The sequence below is a fragment of the Schlegelella aquatica genome, assembly GCF_026013905.1.
GTDB classification, from domain to species: domain Bacteria; phylum Pseudomonadota; class Gammaproteobacteria; order Burkholderiales; family Burkholderiaceae_C; genus Caldimonas; species Caldimonas aquatica.
The window spans coordinates 3,191,652-3,207,897 of sequence record NZ_CP110257.1 but is presented as its reverse complement, the minus strand read 5'-3'; the positions used below and the strand labels follow the sequence as shown (position 1 = coordinate 3,207,897).

The 16,246-nt window shown below is 70.1% G+C and carries 14 protein-coding genes; 5 read left to right on the top strand and 9 right to left on the bottom strand.

Features of this window, described 5'->3' with window-relative positions; genetic code table 11:
* Positions 1-337: 337 nt before the first annotated feature.
* The 6 genes from OMP39_RS14670 to OMP39_RS14645 are packed head-to-tail and all read right to left on the bottom strand — an operon-like array spanning position 338 to position 8,713.
* Positions 338-1,201, bottom strand: a complete 864-nt coding sequence (locus OMP39_RS14670) for an OmpA family protein (RefSeq protein ID WP_264892555.1) — start codon at positions 1,199-1,201, stop codon at positions 338-340.
* On the bottom strand, positions 1,198-2,187 hold the full coding sequence (tagF, locus tag OMP39_RS14665) for a type VI secretion system-associated protein TagF (protein ID WP_264892553.1): 990 nt from the start codon (positions 2,185-2,187) through the stop codon (positions 1,198-1,200). Before tagF ends, OMP39_RS14670 begins: the two co-directional genes overlap by 4 nt.
* Positions 2,184-5,975: a type VI secretion system membrane subunit TssM gene (gene tssM, locus OMP39_RS14660; RefSeq protein WP_264892552.1), complete on the bottom strand. Its 3,792-nt coding sequence runs from the start codon at positions 5,973-5,975 to the stop codon at positions 2,184-2,186. The genes tagF and tssM overlap by 4 nt, the downstream gene beginning before the upstream one ends.
* A 25-nt stretch (positions 5,976-6,000) precedes the next feature.
* Entirely contained in the window at positions 6,001-7,515 is a 1,515-nt protein-coding gene (locus OMP39_RS14655) for a hypothetical protein (RefSeq protein WP_264892550.1), read from the bottom strand.
* A 5-nt stretch (positions 7,516-7,520) separates the two neighbouring features.
* Positions 7,521-7,790: a PAAR domain-containing protein gene (locus tag OMP39_RS14650; protein ID WP_264892548.1), complete on the bottom strand. Its 270-nt coding sequence runs from the start codon at positions 7,788-7,790 to the stop codon at positions 7,521-7,523.
* A gap of 59 nt (positions 7,791-7,849) precedes the next feature.
* Positions 7,850-8,713 (bottom strand): M15 family metallopeptidase, encoded by an 864-nt coding sequence (locus OMP39_RS14645; protein WP_264892546.1) that lies wholly within the window; start codon positions 8,711-8,713, stop codon positions 7,850-7,852.
* Positions 8,714-8,854: 141 nt separating this feature from the next.
* On the opposite strand from OMP39_RS14645, the gene OMP39_RS14640 reads away from it, so the two are divergent.
* Entirely contained in the window at positions 8,855-9,583 is a 729-nt protein-coding gene (locus tag OMP39_RS14640) for a hypothetical protein (RefSeq protein ID WP_264892545.1), read from the top strand.
* A 67-nt stretch (positions 9,584-9,650) separates the two neighbouring features.
* Here the strand turns inward: OMP39_RS14640 and icmH are convergent, their stop codons facing one another.
* From icmH to tssJ, 3 genes are read right to left on the bottom strand one after another with little or no spacing between them, the layout of a single operon-like run.
* Entirely contained in the window at positions 9,651-10,448 is a 798-nt protein-coding gene (gene icmH, locus OMP39_RS14635) for a type IVB secretion system protein IcmH/DotU (RefSeq protein ID WP_264892544.1), read from the bottom strand.
* 31 nt (positions 10,449-10,479) lie between these two features.
* Positions 10,480-11,829 carry a type VI secretion system baseplate subunit TssK gene (gene tssK / locus OMP39_RS14630; RefSeq protein ID WP_264892543.1) on the bottom strand — a complete coding sequence of 450 codons (1,350 nt, stop codon included), beginning with the start codon at positions 11,827-11,829 and terminating at the stop codon, positions 10,480-10,482.
* A gap of 19 nt (positions 11,830-11,848) precedes the next feature.
* Positions 11,849-12,490, bottom strand: a complete 642-nt coding sequence (gene tssJ / locus OMP39_RS14625; RefSeq protein ID WP_264892542.1) for a type VI secretion system lipoprotein TssJ — start codon at positions 12,488-12,490, stop codon at positions 11,849-11,851.
* A gap of 294 nt (positions 12,491-12,784) precedes the next feature.
* Here tssJ and OMP39_RS14620 point away from each other — a divergent pair, with 294 nt between their 5' ends.
* From OMP39_RS14620 to OMP39_RS14605, 4 genes are all read left to right on the top strand, one after another.
* Entirely contained in the window at positions 12,785-13,486 is a 702-nt protein-coding gene (locus OMP39_RS14620) for a tetratricopeptide repeat protein (RefSeq protein WP_264892541.1), read from the top strand.
* Between the two features lie 26 nt (positions 13,487-13,512).
* Positions 13,513-14,022 (top strand): type VI secretion system contractile sheath small subunit, encoded by a 510-nt coding sequence (tssB, locus tag OMP39_RS14615; RefSeq protein ID WP_264892539.1) that lies wholly within the window; start codon positions 13,513-13,515, stop codon positions 14,020-14,022.
* 1 nt (position 14,023) lies between these two features.
* The gene (gene tssC, locus OMP39_RS14610) at positions 14,024-15,517 is read left to right on the top strand and encodes a type VI secretion system contractile sheath large subunit (protein ID WP_264892538.1); all 1,494 of its coding nucleotides are present in this window, start codon (positions 14,024-14,026) and stop codon (positions 15,515-15,517) included.
* 126 nt (positions 15,518-15,643) lie between these two features.
* Positions 15,644-16,186, top strand: coding sequence for an Hcp family type VI secretion system effector (locus OMP39_RS14605; RefSeq protein ID WP_264892537.1), 543 nt, complete (start codon positions 15,644-15,646; stop codon positions 16,184-16,186).
* Positions 16,187-16,246: the final 60 nt, after the last annotated feature.

Sequence of the window (16,246 nt, the reverse complement as noted above, 5' to 3'; positions counted from 1 at the left end):
GCGGTCCGTCGGTCTCGTCAGGGCCTGCGGGCCGCGACTTGCCGCCCGGGCCGCTCGCACAGCCGGCGGCGATGCACGCAACACAACACAAGAGCGCCCACCGGCCGGCGCGCTGCCGAGTCCGGCGGGCCCGAGGAAGGCGGGCTCGCATGGCCGGCAGATTAGCAGGGCCGGCGCCGGGGTGTATCGAGGATCGGGCGCCGGCACGGTCCGCCTGCGCACAAATTGCAGATCGAAACGATTCCCCGGCCGCCGAGGGCCTGGACAGTGGCGAACGTGCGGCCCCCTGGCCGCCCGCACGCAGGGGCCGACGGGCGGCGGCGCCTTGCCCGCCCGCTCACTCGCTTACGCGGAACTCGATGCGTCGGTTGCGGGCGCGGCCTTCTGCCGTGGCATTGCTCGCTACCGGCCGGTCGGGGCCGACGCCCGAGGCTTCGATCATCTGCGCAGGGATCTGTCGGCTCACCAGATACGCCTTCACCGCGTCGGCCCGAGCGGCCGACAGGGCGATGTTGGCGTCGCGGCCGCCCACGCTGTCGGTGTGCCCCACCACCTGCACCTTGCGATGGGCAGGCAGCGACTTGAGCGGGCCGACCAGCTCGTCGAGCACCGCGCGCCCAGCGGGTGTGAGCACCGCGCTGCCGGACTCGAACTCGACGATCCGATGGGCCAGCGCCTGGTCGATGATCGACTGCTCATCGGCCCGCACGCGCAGGCCGTTGCGCACGGTGTAGGTGGGGTTGAGCTGCGTCGAGATCTGGCTGGCGACCTGCTGCCGCAGCGCCTCGTTGCCCACCTCGCCCTTGACGTCGATGGTGTTGCCGTGGATGGCCAACTGCCCCCGGCTGACCTGTTTGAGTTCGGGCGAGAGCACCCGCTGCACGTACTGCGACCAGTTCGGCGGCGCCACCACCGGCCCGACGCCGAGCTGGTCCACCACACGGTCGGCGCCGTACAGCTCGCGCACCCGTTGCAAAATGGCCTGCCGCGTCGCTTCGTCGGGCACCGTGCCGGCGACCACGACGGCGTTGGGCGTGGCCGCGGCGGCCGCGCGGGGGGCGGGCGCCGCCGCAGCCGGGCCGGCGGCCGCCTGGGCGCGCACGCCCGCAGCGGCCGTGGCCAGCCACAGGGCCAGCAGCGCGGCCAGCGCGAGCGCGGTGCGCTCGGCTGGCGAACGAGGGGGTCGGAGCAAAGTACTCATAGGCCGAGAAAGGCTTCCTGAAAGCCGTCGAGGGCGAGCTGCAAGGGCAGCTCCGGTTGCTGGAGATGGCTGGACAGCTTGCGCAGCCCATAAGAGCTGCCGAGCGCGTCGTCGATCCATTCGGCCTGGCTGACGTCGACCAGGTCCTCGTGGGCGTCGTCGCCGTTCATCAGTCCCCGGAAGGTGCGGGCCGAGGCCCCGTTGAACCCCACCACCAATTGCGGGCGCGGCACGGTGCGCACGAACAGCGAGACTTCGAAGTCGTGCCGCTGCAGGAAGGGCGACACCAGCGCCAGCCACCAGCTGGCCACGAGCGCGCGGTACAGCGGGTCGCCCGGCAGCGGCAGCACCAGGCCGCGCTCGAACTGCGTCAGGCCCTGCGTGAGCACCGGCTGCAGCAGCAGGCCCACCGCCAGCACGGTGCGTCGCAAGGACAGCGCGTGGCCGGCTTGGCGCAGTTGGGTCTCCAGGCCGCCCACGGTGTGCAGGCCGAGGAAGTCCTGGAACGGCGCGGCGTGCGCCTGCGGCCGCACGTCGGCCTGCACGTCCTGCTGCCCCAGCGTGGCGAGCACGCGGGCCGCATCGGCTTCGCCGCCGCACGCCTGCTGCGACAGCCGCTCCAGTTGGGCCCACACCCGGGCCAGCGAGCTGGGCGCGTGGGTGAGCACCGCGGCCGACGGCTGCGCGATGTCGAACAGCCCCACCATCACGAACGGGAACCGGCGGCCCGAGGCGTCGTGGCTGGCGGTCAACTGCCCGGCGAGCCCCAGGCGCCCGCGCGTGCCCACGAAGGCGAAATGCATCGGTGCGACCCGGTCGTAGTGCAGCTTCCAGCGCGGGTCGGTGGACAACAGCTCCATCCCCTGGGTGAGCCAGCGGTCCAGCGATTGCGTCAGCGCCGCCTGCCCCGGGCTGCGAAGGAAGTCCCCCCGCGTCGGCAGCTTGCCGAAGTACGCCAACGCCAGTGCGACGGTCGGGGCGCTCACGGCTTGGCCTCCGGCGCCGTGCCGGCGTGGGCGGCGACCTGCTCCTCCCACGCCGAGGCCAGCGCGACCGTGGCGGGCAGACGCACGCCCCGCAAGCCGTTCGCGCCCGAGGCCGCCTCGGCCGCGGCGCCGCCCGCGCCGACCTGCGCCGGCGTGCTCACGATGCGCAGCCGCACCGTCACCGCCGTGTCGCCCTTGGGCCAAGTCAGCTCGAAGGTCGAGGCATCGATGCGCTTGCGCTGCGCGGCGGCGACCATGCGTTCGAGTCCGAAGCCGCCCGGTTCGGTCAAGAACTCGACCGACGAGCCGTCGTACTTGACCCCGCTGATGCGCACGCCGGCGCCGGCCTGAGGCCCCGGCCAGGTGAAGTCGCTCCAAGCGGGGGCCGCATTGCGATAGCGCAGCGTCTGCCCGTCGATGTCGATGGAGTATTCGGACAGCCCCTGCGCCGGCGCCGGCTGGATCTGGAAGCGTGTCTGCGCGGCGGCCGAGGCCGTGGCCCCGCCGCCCGCTCCGCCGCCCACCGGGGCGACCCAGGCGTGGAACGCGCCGGTGAACTCCGGTTGCAGGCGCACGCCCATCTCGGCCCACTGGCGCGGCGTGATCTGGTCGCCGCGCCGCACCACCAGCGTGCCGAGGGTGTCGTTCGAAAAGCGCGCGATGGCGCCGTCGGGACCGAAGATCTTGGCGATCTCGGCGGGCGCCGCCTCGACCTTCGAGGCGGTGTCGAACGGGTACTTGGCCGCCAGCGACCGCTGGAACGGCTCGTACACCTGGGCCGTCCACACGCGGTTGATCTCGGCCTCGGCCGGCGGCACCAGCACCGCGAAGGCCTGCATCAACGGGCGCACCAGCAGCGGTCGCAGCGCCGTCTTGGCCCCATCGGGCAGGCCGGTGAGCATCTGCTCGTCGACGAAGCGCAGCGCGTCGGCCAGGTCCGAACCGTTGCCCTCGAGCGTCTGCGCCATCAGCGTGCGCGACGCCGGCCCCGGGTCGCCCTGGTTCTTGATCTGGTTGAAGCGCGTGCGGATCTTGGCCAGGTGCTGCAAGTACGTGCGGGCGAGCGCCTCGCCGTCATGCCGCGGCGCCATCAGCCGGGCGATGCCGGCGAACTCCTTGCCGATCGGCCCCATCGGGATCGCGGCCTGGTCGGCGGTCACCTTGACGTTCACCTCGACGCGCGAGGGCGCTTGCCGCAGGATCGTCTGCCGGAACCACTCCACGACGCCGCGCTGCGCGCCGGCCAGCCGCTCGTTGACGACGCTCGGGTTGTCCCAAGACGTCTCGCGGTACAGCGTGTCGAGCACCTTCTGGATCGGCGACAGCTGCGGGTCGCCCAGGCGATTCATGCGGGCCACCGCCTGATCGAAGCTGCCGAAGGCCGGCACCGAGATGCCGCGCAGGAACTTCTGCCATTCGGCCACGTACTCGGTCTTGTACATCTGCACCAGCGCCTTCTGGATCTGCTCCGGGCTGCCCTCCAGCGTGAGGTCGTCGCGCACGGCGGTCTGCAGCACCCAGTCGGTGCTTTGCAACTCCTTGGCCGCGGCCTCCTTGATCGCGTCCTCGACGTACTTCTCCCAGGCGTCGCGCGTGAACGCGCCGTTGACGGTGTACGAGCCCACGACGGTGTCGCGGTCCTGCTCGCCGACGATGCGCAGCACCGTCACCGGGGCGAAACGCGTCGACGCGCGCGACTTGATCTCGCTGTAGACGCGCTCGCGCGCCGGCATGCCCCGCACCACCCGGCGCAGGTTCTCGCGCGTGGTGTCCACCAGCGTGAGGTTCGTCTTCACCTGCGGGAAGGCCGGATCGCTCACCTGCGTGAGCAGGAAGCTCAACATGCGCTCGGCGCTGCGGATCATCTGCTCGCGCGGCATGGCGCCGCGATTGGCCTCCAGCCAGCCGCGCCAGAAGCGGGTGATCTGATCGGCCAGGTGCCCCGGGTCCAGGCGCTGGCGGTCGGCCAGCATCAGGTAGGTCTTGAGGGCGTTGTAGGCGTCCTCGACGCTGTCCGGCGCCGCCGCCTGGTACGGGGTGCCTGCGGCGGCACTGACCTTGACCGGCGCCGCGCCCGAGGCCGGCAGCCGGGTGAGCGGCTGCAGCGCCGCGGCGTTGCCGTTGACCTCGGTGAGGTAGGCCTCGATGCTCTCGGCCACCGGCGCGAGCATCAACTGCTGCACGCCCGCGAAGTACTCGGCGCGCAGCTTGCGCTCGATCTCGTCGCCCTGGTAGAGCCCGAGCCCCAGGCCCAGCGGCCGGTCGTCGCGCAGCGCTTGCAACTGTTCCAGCCGGTCCTGCAGGATCTCCAGCGCCTCGATGCGCGACTGCAGGTCCAGCCGGTCCTTCTGGAGTTTGATCACCTTGTCGAGGTCGGCCTGCACGTTGGCCAGCAGCTGCCGGTTGCCGGCATACGACCAGGCCCAGCCGCCCAGCATCGCCCCGAGCACGACCACCGAGGTCGCGAAGGCGGCATAGCGCCAGCGACGCTGCGCCCGCGTGGTGTGCTGACGCACCAGGTGCTTGTCCGCGAAGATGACCTTCTGGAACAGGTCCTTCAGGAAGAAGCCGCTTTGCGAATACACCGAGGCGACCGTGCGCGGCTTCAAGTCCAGCGCGAACTGCTGCGCGACCTTCTCGCTGGCGCGGCTGTGCGACGTGCCTTCCTGCACCGAGCTGGTGAAGTAGAAGCCGCGGAAGATCGGGCGGTGCTGGTACGGGTTGTCCTCGAACAGCGTGCCGATGAACGACCGCAGCGCCGGCTTGAGCGCCGCGAACTCCAGCGGAAACGTCAACACGCCCGGCGGCAGTTCCTCGCCGCGGTGCATCGCCATGCGCGCGACCGACATCTCCTTGAGCCCCGCGAACAGCTCGTCGAAGCGTTCGTCGAACGCGGCGATCGCGTCGCTGCGGCCTTGCGTGTCGTAAGGCAGCGTCGCGCCCCACACTTTCTCGCGCTCGGCCGGGTCGCGGTCCTCGAAGAACTCGGCGAAGCCGGCGATGAGGTCGGCCTTCGTGAACACCAGGTACACCGGCGCGAACACGCCCAGCTGCTCGGTCAGCTCCTGCACCCGCTGGCGCAGCTGCTTGGCCAGCGTGATCGCGAAGTCCGGCCGGTGGCCCGCGATGTCGGCCACGCTGGCGACGATCAGAATGCCGTTGATGGGCGCCTTGGGCCGGTGCCGCTTGAGCAGCGAAAGAAAACCGAACCATTCCTGGCGGTCCTCCTCGTGCACCGCATAGCGACCGGCGGTGTCCAGCAGAATGCCTTCGTTCGTGAAGAACCAGTCGCAGTTGCGGGTGCCGCCGATGCCCTGCAGGATGTTGTCGGTCTGGTTCGCGAACGGAAACTTCAGCCCCGAGCGCACGATCGCCGTGCTCTTGCCCGCCGCCGGGTTGCCGATCACCATGTACCACGGCAGCTCATACAGCGCGGCGGCGCCCGTTTCCTGGCCCAGCCGCGAGGTCTTGATCGTCTTGACCGCCTCGGCCAGCCGCTGGCGCAGCGCGTCGACCTCGGCCTTTTTGGCGGCCGGCGCCGCTTGCACGGCCGCCTGCGCCTGCTGTTCGAGGGCCTGGCCGAACTGCGCCGCGGCCCGGCGCTCGCGCCGTCGGCGGTAGAGCCACACGCCCAGCGCCACCGCCAGCACGACGGCGCTCGCGCCGGCCGCCCAAACGAGCGCCACACGCAGCACATCGGCGCCCAGGAACAGGAACGCAATCAAGGCCAGGATCCCGATCGCGCTCAGCGTGCGGGGGTCGATGAGAAAGCTCCAAAGTCGGCTCATGGCGGGAACGTCGGTGATGAATCGTTCAAGCGGCGGGCGCGTCTGCCGCAGAGGGCTGCAGGGCGGGCGCGTGCGCGGCAGGGGTCAGCAAGGCGGCCAGCCGGTCGTGGGGGTGCGCCACGGGCAGCGCGCATGCCGGCGCGCCGAGGTCACGTACGAGCTGCGCGGCCGCCAGCACGCACAGCAGCGCGCTGGCGATGCCCGTGTGGCCGCAGGCGCTGCCGAGGCACACGCAGCGCTCGGCCGCGTCTTCGCCCGGCACGCAGGCCAGCAGGCCGCGGAACAGCTCTGCACTGCGGCCCGCGGTGAGGTCGTGGTCGGAGACGACACGGGCCACGTCTGCGGCCGGCCAGCCCGCCTCGCGCAGGGCCGTCCCGAAGGCGTCCTCGAGCGCTTGCGGGTCCAGGGGGCCGCGTGCGTCGGCACTGCGCTCGCGCCGCCGCAGCGCCAAGGGCTGCAGAAAGACGGCCGGCGCCCCGTCCTCCCAGCCGGCAGGGGCCCCGGCGGCGCCGGGGTGCAGGAGCAGCGCGGCGGCTGCTTCACCGGGCATCCACCCTTGCGGCCGCGACGCGGTGAAAAGCCGCTGCTGCGCATCTAGCTCGTCGATCCAGCCGGCGTCCAGTCCACTGTCGGCCGCGATCAGCAGCACCGGCTCGTGACGGCCCTCGCGGTGCAGCAGGACCAGCCGTTGCTGCGTCTGCCACAAAGCCTGTTCGCCACTGTCGGCCAGCAGCCATTCGCCGTGCCACTGCAGGCCCGGCACGTCGCGGCGGCACTGATCGAGCCAAGCCTGCGCGGCGCGTGCCAACGCCTGGCGCTCGTGGTCGGGCCAACTCGACGGCAGGGCCCACACCACGCGCACGGCAGGGGACGATGCGGCGGTTGCCGCGCCGCGGGGCATCACCAGGGTCGGGTGGTCCGTCTCGGGAGCGCGGTCGGGTGCCGGGGGCGGCTGCCAGGCGGAATGGGCGCTGAGCAGGCGTGCGAGCGGCTCTTGCACGGCCTGCATCGCCAGGCACCACGCGCGTGCCGCGCGCGGCGCCTCCTCCGCAGGAGGTGCCGTGCCGGATTCTGCCGGCTTCGCGTCGGCGTGTTCGCTGCGCCGCGTGAACACCCCAAACCCATCGGCCGCGCGCAACTCGGGGTCGAGCGCCAACGGCGGCAACTCGGCCGCCAGGGCCAATAGCGCCTGCGCATCATCGGCTCCCGGGGCCGCCACGCCCCCGGCGAGCAGTCGGTGGGCCGTCTCTTGCCCGCCGAGAGCGGCGGCCTGGCGCGCGGCAGCGTCGTGGACGGGGGATGGTGACGACGACCCCGACGGGGTCGCCGCCGCGCCTACCGGGGTGGTGCGCGTGCGCCGCATCGCGCGCCACAGCAGCGCCGCAGCCCCCCATGCGAGCACGGGAATGAAGACCAGGTACACGACGAGATCGATCCCGTCCACCGAGCGGCCGGTGCGCTGCCAGTGCCACCACACGGCGCCCCACAGCATCGCCGTCCCCAGCACCACGAGGAGGGCAGCGGTCAGTGTCTTTCGCATGGCGCTCAGACGTCGGTGCTGACCGCCTGGCTCGCGATCAGCGTCGCGCCGCAGGCGCACTTGTCGCCATGGCGCGCGGCCGGCTTGCCGTCGATCAGCATCGTGGGGTCGCCGCTCACGATGACGGTGGTGCGCCCGTGTCCCTTCTTGGGACAGGTGACCTTATCGCCCACGCGCGCGATGCGCTTGCCCCCGGTGTCGGTGGTGGGCGAGGCCTCGATCACCATGCCTCCGTGGTCGGTGCGATCGCCCAGCACGATGAAAGGTCTGCTCATCCTTCCTCCCTCTGTCGCTTTCTTGCTCTTCGTCGGTTCTGACGTGGGCCCCGCGCGGCTCACACGCCGGGCGGGCGCGTCGTCTTCTTCACGCCCGGTCGCCTCAGTTCCACGTGGCCCAGGTCCACGATCGACTTCCAGCGGCCGCCCCAGGTCAGTCCCACGGCCTCGGCCATCTCTCCGTAGAGCTGATAGCCTTTCGCGGCCCACGCGTCCTTCTCGCTGATGACCAGCTTGCCGTCGCGCAAGAACGCGCAATCGGCCGCCAGCCCGAACTGGTGGTAGCTCTGGTATGCGCCGGCGTGAGTGACATGGCCGCCCTTGTGGCGCAGCATCTCCTGACGTTCCGGGCTGCGGTAGCCTTCGAGCAGCACCATCTCGTAGCCGTACCGTTCGCGCATGATCTTGAACACCAGCAGCAGCCGTTGCTGGAAATCGGCATCGAGCAGGGCCCACTCGCGGCTGGCGAAGGCGAGCATCGGCCGCTCGGCCTCGACTTCGCGCGTGGCGAACACCTCCGGTGGCAAAGGAGGGGGCGGCACCAGATGCTCGCCTTCCAGCAGCGCAGCAATCTGGCGGTCCACGGGCCGCTCGCCCCAATCGTCGAAGCCGTCGAGCATGCGATGGCTGCCGAGCCAGTACGCCAGCAACGGCGGCAGGCACACGACGAGCAGACCGCCGGCCAACCATCCCCACTCGCGCGGCCCCCAGGCGTGCAGGCGCTCGCTCAGGCGGGCCCACTGCAAGCCTGCGCCTCGTATGCGCATCAGCCCGGTCGTGGCCTGCCGCGCCGCCCGGCGACCCTGCACCGCGCAGCGGCCCACCCACGCACGCGCTGCGTCGCGCGCCTCGGGCAGGGCGAGCAGCGCCCCCGCCAGCCCGACGATCACGAGGTACGACACCAATGCAGCGGCCAAGCTCATCGCAGGTCGGCCTCCAGATCGCCCCCTCGCCTGCAGGCCCTCGACGGCTTGCCCGTCCGGCACAGGTGGCTCCTACAATCCGACGCCACCGCGACCGCCGCCCGGCGCGGTCCATACCAACAACTTCTCGGGGAGGTCATCGTGTCGGAGATCGAACGTTCCGGCGCCGCGTCCGCGCTGCGCCCGCCCACGCTGCTGTCGTCCAACGGGTCGTCCCATGGGGGCGACTTGCGGCTGCTCTCGGCCGTGGAGGGTCGCAAGGGCTCCCCGCGCGGCGAATCGCCCAGCGGACGGCGCGTGAGCATCGCGCTCATCGTCTGCGCCGCGGCCGCCGGCGCTGCGGGGTGGTGGCACATGGCGGGGCAGCCGGCCGCTCCGGCCCTGCAGGCCGCCTCAGGCCCCGCTGCCCGGCCCACCAGTGAGGCGGCCGCCCCTGTCGCTGCGCGAGTGTCGGCGGCCATGGGCACCGCAGCGGCCCCGGGCGCCGCAGACGCTTCGGGCATCGCCGCCGCCCCCATCGTCGAGGTGGTGCCTTCGGCCTCCGCGGCCGTGGCGTCCATCAAGAGCCCCGCCCCGGCCGCCCCTGCCGCGCCCCAGGCGGCCAGCTCTGCCGGCCCGGTCGGGGCCCCGCAGGGTGCGCCCACGGCGCGCCCTGTCGCATCCGCCCCTACCCGCGCGCAGGCGGCCCCCAAGGTGCGCCGTCCCGCCGCCCCGTCGGCGCGAGCCCAGGAAGAGCTGCCCCCCGCCGTCGCGCGCCAGCGCGAGGCCGACGTGGACCTCCTCGAGGCCATGGTGGCGCACGTCAAAGGGCAGCGTCCCGCGAGCCCGGGCACGAAGAAGTCGGGCGAGGCCGCGTCGTCGCGCCCCTGAGGGGGCACCGCAGCCGCAGCCCGGTGTGCGCGGCCCGGCGGGCGGCGCGCCGGCAGAGGCGGGCGCGTCATGGCAGCGTGATCGTCACGTGCGCCATCTTCGGCGCCAGCTTCACCAGCTCGCTGTAGGCCGCGAGTCCTTGCTCGGTGTCTCGGGCGAGCGAGGCCCGCAAGCCGACGAAGGCGAGCAACCCGGACAGCGCGAACACGGCTGCCACCGACCAGGCCGGCACCTCGTGGCGCAGCGTGTGCACGATGCGATCGGGCGGCAGCGCCCGCGGCGCGAAGCCCACGGCCTTGCCGCGCAAGTGCGCGATCTCGTCCCCGAGCCGGGCCGTCAGGTAGTTGAGCTTCTCCGTGCCCTCCAGCAGGTACTTGCCCTGAAAGCCAAGCAACAGGCACATGTGGAAGACCTCCAGCACCTGCAGCTTGCGGGCACCTTCGCGGCGCAGCGCTTCGAGCCGATCGAAGAAGTGCTCGCCGGCGAGTTGGTCACCGAAGTACTCCAGCTGCAGCGGCCGCAACTGCCAGGCATCGCGGATCGAAAACGACGAACGCAGGATCGTCTCGTCCACCACCGCGCAGAAGGCGTATTTGGCCTGGTGGATGTCGTCGGTCTCCAACCCCAGCCGCTTGGCGGCGCGGTCGAACTGCGCGAGGAAGTCGCGCACGCGCTGGCGGAACTGATCGGCCTGCGTCGGCGGATGACGGTTCTTCAGCAGGAAGAGCATGTAGAAGCCGTCGTACATCAGGTCCAGCATCGTGCGCGGGTCGGCCACCAACACACCTTCGCGGGGGGCGGGCGCGGTGCTTCCTCCGGCATGCGGGCCGAACAACGAGGGAGGCCCTGCGGGGGTCGTCGTCATCAGCGTGTCTCCAGGGGCGTCGTGCGCGGCGTCATTGCGACGCCGCGATCAGCTCGAGCTGCAAGCCCGACATGCCGGCCGGCACGTAGATCGAGATGGATTGGGCCTGCAACATGCGCTCGTACAGCGCGCCGCGCGGCTCGAGCAGGAAGTAGAAGTGTCCGGGGCGCACCGGCACGGCGGCCGGCACCTGCGGCGCGTGGGTGAGTCGCACGCCGGGCAGCGCCGAGAGCACCATCTTCTCCACGTCGTCCGGGGCCCCCACCTTCAACCGCATCGGCACGGCCTCGACCAACTCCGCCGGCGGCAGGTCGGCTGCCACGCCGAGATACAGGTGCGTCTGCGCGTTGATCTTCTCCGAGTCCAGGCGGCCGTGATGGAACGAGGGGCGCACTTCCTCGAGCGCCACGGCGAAGTAGCGCGTCGAGATGACCGTCTCCAGCAGCTCGCGAACGATGTGGTCGAGCTTGGCGAAACCGGGTCCCGGATCCTCGTGCTGATACACGGGCAGATCCGCCAAGGTGTAGGTGCGCGAGAAGGTCATCAGCGCCCCGGCCAGCTCCAGCAGGCGCTCGAACAGGCGCTCCGGATGCAGCCGGGGGTGATGGAAGTGATGCGACAAGGCCGCGAAGGCCGCGCTCGCCGTGTGCAGGAGCCAGAACGACGCCACATCGCCGGAGCGGAACTCGATGATGTTCTTCGAGGGCTCGCGGTGAAAGCCATACAGCGCGTCGACCTTGGCCTGCAGCACGTCCAGCAGGCGGCGCAGCGCACCGTGCAGCACGGGCGAGGCACCGATGGAAAGGGCCGGTGGCACGAAGCGCGCGTCCAGTTCCATCTCGCCGGTGGAGGTGCGCCTGAGCCGCAGCAGCGGCAGGCTGACCAGGTGATCGCGCGGCTGGTGCTCGGCAAGCACCCGCACGCTCTTGCGCAGCGTCGTCACTTCGGCCTCGACCGCCCCGGTGTACCAGTCGGCGGCCGGCTCGTGATGCTGCACGTAGCGCACCGCGGTGGCCGCCTCCTCCAGCGACGAAGCGAAGTTGGTGCCGTGCGTGCGCAAAGGGGCCATCGCGAGGTGAAACACGACCTGAGGGCCCAGATCCGGCAAGGACGACAACGGCACCGGCGGCGGCAGCTCGTCCACCTGGGGCGCGTCGTAGAGTTCTCCATCGGGGAAGACCACCTGCAACTCGGTCAGCCGCAGCACACCGGCCTGCAGCGCCTCTGCAGCGACCTTCACCGACCGCACGCCCCAGGCGTAGGGATGCAAGGCGCGCGCGGTCTGGGCCAGGCGCCACTCGTGGTACGCGTCCTGCCGCTGGAAATGCTGCGGCCGCAGGAAGAGGCCCTCTCCCCACAGCACTTTCGATGAATGAATCACGCGGGACTCCCTTGCACTGTCATCGCGGGCACCGGGCCGAGCCGGTCATCGCCAGGTCCACCTGCGCGCCCACGGGCACACCCTCGCTCACGCTCAGGCTGCACCCGTGTGCGCCCAAGACGATCCCGCTGCGCTCGGCCGAGGCGGCATCGAAGGTGACCTTCCATCGGTGGGGAGCCGGCGCATGGAACAGGGCCACGATGCCCACCGCGGCGGCCTCGCGCGGCACCTTCTCCTTGGTGTCGTACTTCTGCCCAGGCACGAGCAGCACGTCTCGGCTCTCGATCAGGTCATCGCCGAAGAACTGCTTGTCGCGCCCCGGTTCGGCGAAGGCTTCGTACGGTGCCTGCTGGAAGGCCGCCGGGTTCTTGAGCTTGTAGATGCGTGCCACCAGAGACAACGGTCGGCCCGCGGCGTCGTGGTTGAGTTGCGAACCTGCATGAATGCGCAGGGGCACTTCGCGCGGCAGCCGCAGCACTTCGACCTGCGGGAGCGCCGGTGCTTCGGGTTTCTTCAGGCCCGTCTTCTCGAGCAGCGACTTGGTCAGATCACCCAGCGCCTCGTCGGCCGCCTTGGTCGCGGCGCACCCGCCCAGCACGGCGCACGCGGCCCAAGCCCAGGCGCACGCGCACACCCAGCGTGTGTAGAACCCTCCCTGCATGCCTCACCTTGTTGTGTGTGATCGGTCAAAGGCTCGCGAGTGTGATCGTTGATATGGCGAGCCTCTGCAAAGGCCGCGAGTGTAATGAGCGCGCCTGCAAGTGCAACCCCACCGAGGTGGGGATGGGCGTTCGTTTACGTTCAGTTGCACAAAGACACCCCCCTCCTTGGAGGGGAGTGTGCTCAACGCGCGAAGCGCCACGGGTATATTGCGCCTCGCTTTCGCATAGCTCGCTCTCGAAGCGAGGGAGGACGTCACTTCGGTGACGGTGACAACACAAGAGGAGAGAGAAGCGTGATTCGACGCCTGAGTCGGGCCGCCGGCATCGGCGGTTCGTCGGCGACGCGTGCCCTCGTGCGCCGCGTGTCGTCTGTGATCTGCGCCTGCACGCTGGCCGCCTGCGCCAGCAGCCCCAAGAACGAGACTCCCGCGCCAGCCCCCAGCTACGAGCAACTGCTCGAGAACGGGCAGCAAGCGCACAAGGCGGGCGACACCTTGCAGGCCGTGCAAGCCTGGCGCGAGGCCGCGCGCGTGAACCCGACCACCAAAGAGCCCTGGCTGCGCATCGCACAACTGCACTTCGACGCAGGCGACTACGGCCAAGCCATCACCGCCGCGCAGGAAGCCCGCCAACGTGACGCACAAGACGCGACGGCCAACGGCCTGCTGGCCGTCAGCGGCCTGCGTGTGTCGTCGGACGCTCTCGCGCGGCTGCGCAGCGACACGCTGACCGGCTCCACGCGGGCCGAAGCGGAAGCGCTGGCCAAGACCCTGCGCGAGATGCTGGGCACGCCCGTGCTGGTGCCCACGCCCCCGACGCGCGCGGCCGCGCCTCGGCCGAGCAAGGCGGAAGCCGCGTCCTCGCGCCCGGCGAAGCCCGTGGCGCCCGCCTCGCAAAGCGCTTCGGCCGGCCCATCGCCGACGCCGGCGCCCAAAGGCCGCGGCGACGACAAGGCCGCCTCCGGTTCGCGTGATCCCTTCAGCGCCTTGCGCTGAGCCTCCATCAAGCTCAGGGAGTTCTCATGGCTAAGAAAGACAGCGTCCAGAAGAGGCTGGAAAAGGTGCGCCCGCCCCGGGTGCAGCTCACCTACGACGTGGAGCGCGGCGACGCGATCGAGCAGAAGGAGCTGCCCTTCGTGCTCGGCGTGATGGCCGACTTCTCCGGCAATCCCAAGGAGCCGCTGCCCAAGCTGCGCGACCGCAAGTTCGTCCAGGTCGATCTGGACAACTTCGACGAGGTGATGAAGGCCATGGCGCCGCGCGCGACCTTCAGGGTGCCGAACGAACTCACGCCCGAGGGCGGCGAGTTCGCGGTGGACCTCACCTTCGAGAAGATGGACGACTTCCGCCCGGAAGCGGTCGTGCAGAAGGTCGAGCCGCTGCGACAGTTGCTGGAGGCCCGCACCAAGCTGGCGGACTTGCGCAACAAGCTCGCCGGCAACGAGAAGCTCGAGGACATCCTGCAGGACGTGCTGACGAGCACCGAGAAGCTGGCCGAGCTGAGCCGGGCCACCGACACGCCGGAGAAGTGACATGAGTGCCGCCGTCTTGCAAGACAACGCGCCCGGGCTGGCCGCGTCCGCGACCTCGGGGCTGCTCGACGAGATCGTCGCGCAAAGCAAGGTCGCGACCACCGAATCCGAACACCGGCGCGCCAAGGACCTCATCGCCGAGCTCGTCAAAGAGGTGATGCAAGGCACGGTGGTCGTGTCGCAGAACCTCTCGGCCACGCTCGATGCACGCGTGGCCGAGCTCGACCGGCTCATCTCCGCACAGCTGTCGGCGGTGATGCATGCTCCCGAGTTCCAGCGCCTCGAAAGCACCTGGACGGGGCTGCACTACCTGTGCAAGCACACATCCACCGGCGAGTCGATGAAGATCAAGGTGCTGAACGCCTCCAAGAAGGATCTGGTGCGCGACTTCAAGACGGCGATCGACTTCGACCAGAGCACGCTCTTCAAGAAGGTGTACGAGGAGGAGTTCGGCACCTTCGGCGGCTCGCCGTTCGGCGCGCTCATCGGCGACTATGAGATCGGGCGGCATCCCGAGGACATGTACTTCCTCGAACAGATGTCCCATGTCGCCGCGGCCGCGCACGCCCCCTTCATCTCGGCGGCGTCGCCCCAGCTGTTCGGTCTGGAAAGCTTCACCGAGCTGGGCAAGCCGCGCGATCTGTCGAAGGTGTTCGACACGGTCGAGTACGCGAAGTGGAAGTCCTATCGCGAGTCCGAGGACTCCCGCTACGTGGGCCTCACGCTGCCACGCTTTCTCGGCCGCCTGCCGTACGACCCCACCGAGGGCACCGTCACCGAGGGCTTCAACTTCGTCGAGGACGTGGACGGCAGCGACCACTCCAAGTACTTGTGGGTCAACACGGCCTATGCGTTCGGTGCGCGGCTCGTCGCGGCGTTCGAGAACTACGGTTGGTGCGCCGCCATCCGGGGCGTCGAGGGGGGCGGGCTGGTCGAAGACCTGCCCACGCACACCTTCAAGACCGACGACGGCGAGATCGCGTTGAAATGCCCGACCGAGATCTCGATCACCGACCGGCGCGAGAAGGAGCTGAGCGACCTCGGTTTCATCCCGCTCGTGCATTGCAAGAACACCGACTACGCGGCGTTCTTCGGGGCGCAGTCGACGCAGAAGCCCAAGAAGTACGACAGCGATGCCGCCAACGCCAACGCCGCGCTGTCGGCCCAGCTGCAGTACATGTTCGCCGTGTGCCGCATCGCGCACTACATGAAGGCGATGATGCGCGACAAGATCGGCAGTTTCGCTTCGGCCTCCAATGTCGAGGACTTCCTCAATCGTTGGATCAGCCAGTACGTGACTTCCGACGACAACGCCACGCAGGCGGTCAAGGCGCAGTATCCGCTGCGCGAGGCGAGCGTGCAGGTCTCTGAAGTACCGGGGCGGCCGGGCGTCTACCGTGCGGTGTCGTTCGTGCGGCCGCACTTCCAGCTCGACGAGCTGTCGGTGTCGTTGCGGCTGGTCGCCGAGCTGCCTCAAGGGGCCGGGCGCGGCTGACCGGCCGCTGTCCCCACTCACAGGTTGTCATCACGGTTCGGGCTCCGTTGGGCCCGTCGCGCCGCCCCCGCCCTACGGGGCGGGGGCTTTCTTCAACTCTACGAAATCGAGCGGAGGTAACAGCAGATGAAAGACATCTATGTCGTGTTCAAGAACGGCGACATCAAGGGTGAGACCCGCGATGCGAAGCACGCGGCCGACAAGGCGATCGAGGTGCAGTCCTGGTCGCACGTCATCAAGCAGCCCAAGTCGTCCACCGCGTCCACGGCCGGCGGTCACACGGCCGAGCGCACCGAACACGGAGAAATGATCTTCACCAAGGACATCGATGCGGCCAGCCCGAAGCTGTGGCAGGCCTGCTCGGCCGGCACCGTCTACAAGGACGTGGAGATCTACTTCTACCGTGCGCTGGGCGGCTCCGACACGACGCAGACGGGCAACAAGCGCGTCAACTATCTCAAGATCCAGCTCAAGAACGTCGTGGTGACCTCGGTGTCCACCAACATCGGCGCCGACCATGCCGGCGAGATCCCGACGGAGACCTTCGGCCTGCGGTACTCCGCGGTGCAATGGGTCTACAACGACTCTCCCCTGGACGGTGCCTCTCAGAAGAACACCAACGTCTCGGGCATGTGGAACCTCGCGAAGAACGAGGTCAGCTTCAACTGACGGTCCGAGGGCACGGGGGCTCGCCCTCTGCGCGGTGCCGGCGGCAGTCGGCGCTGCGCA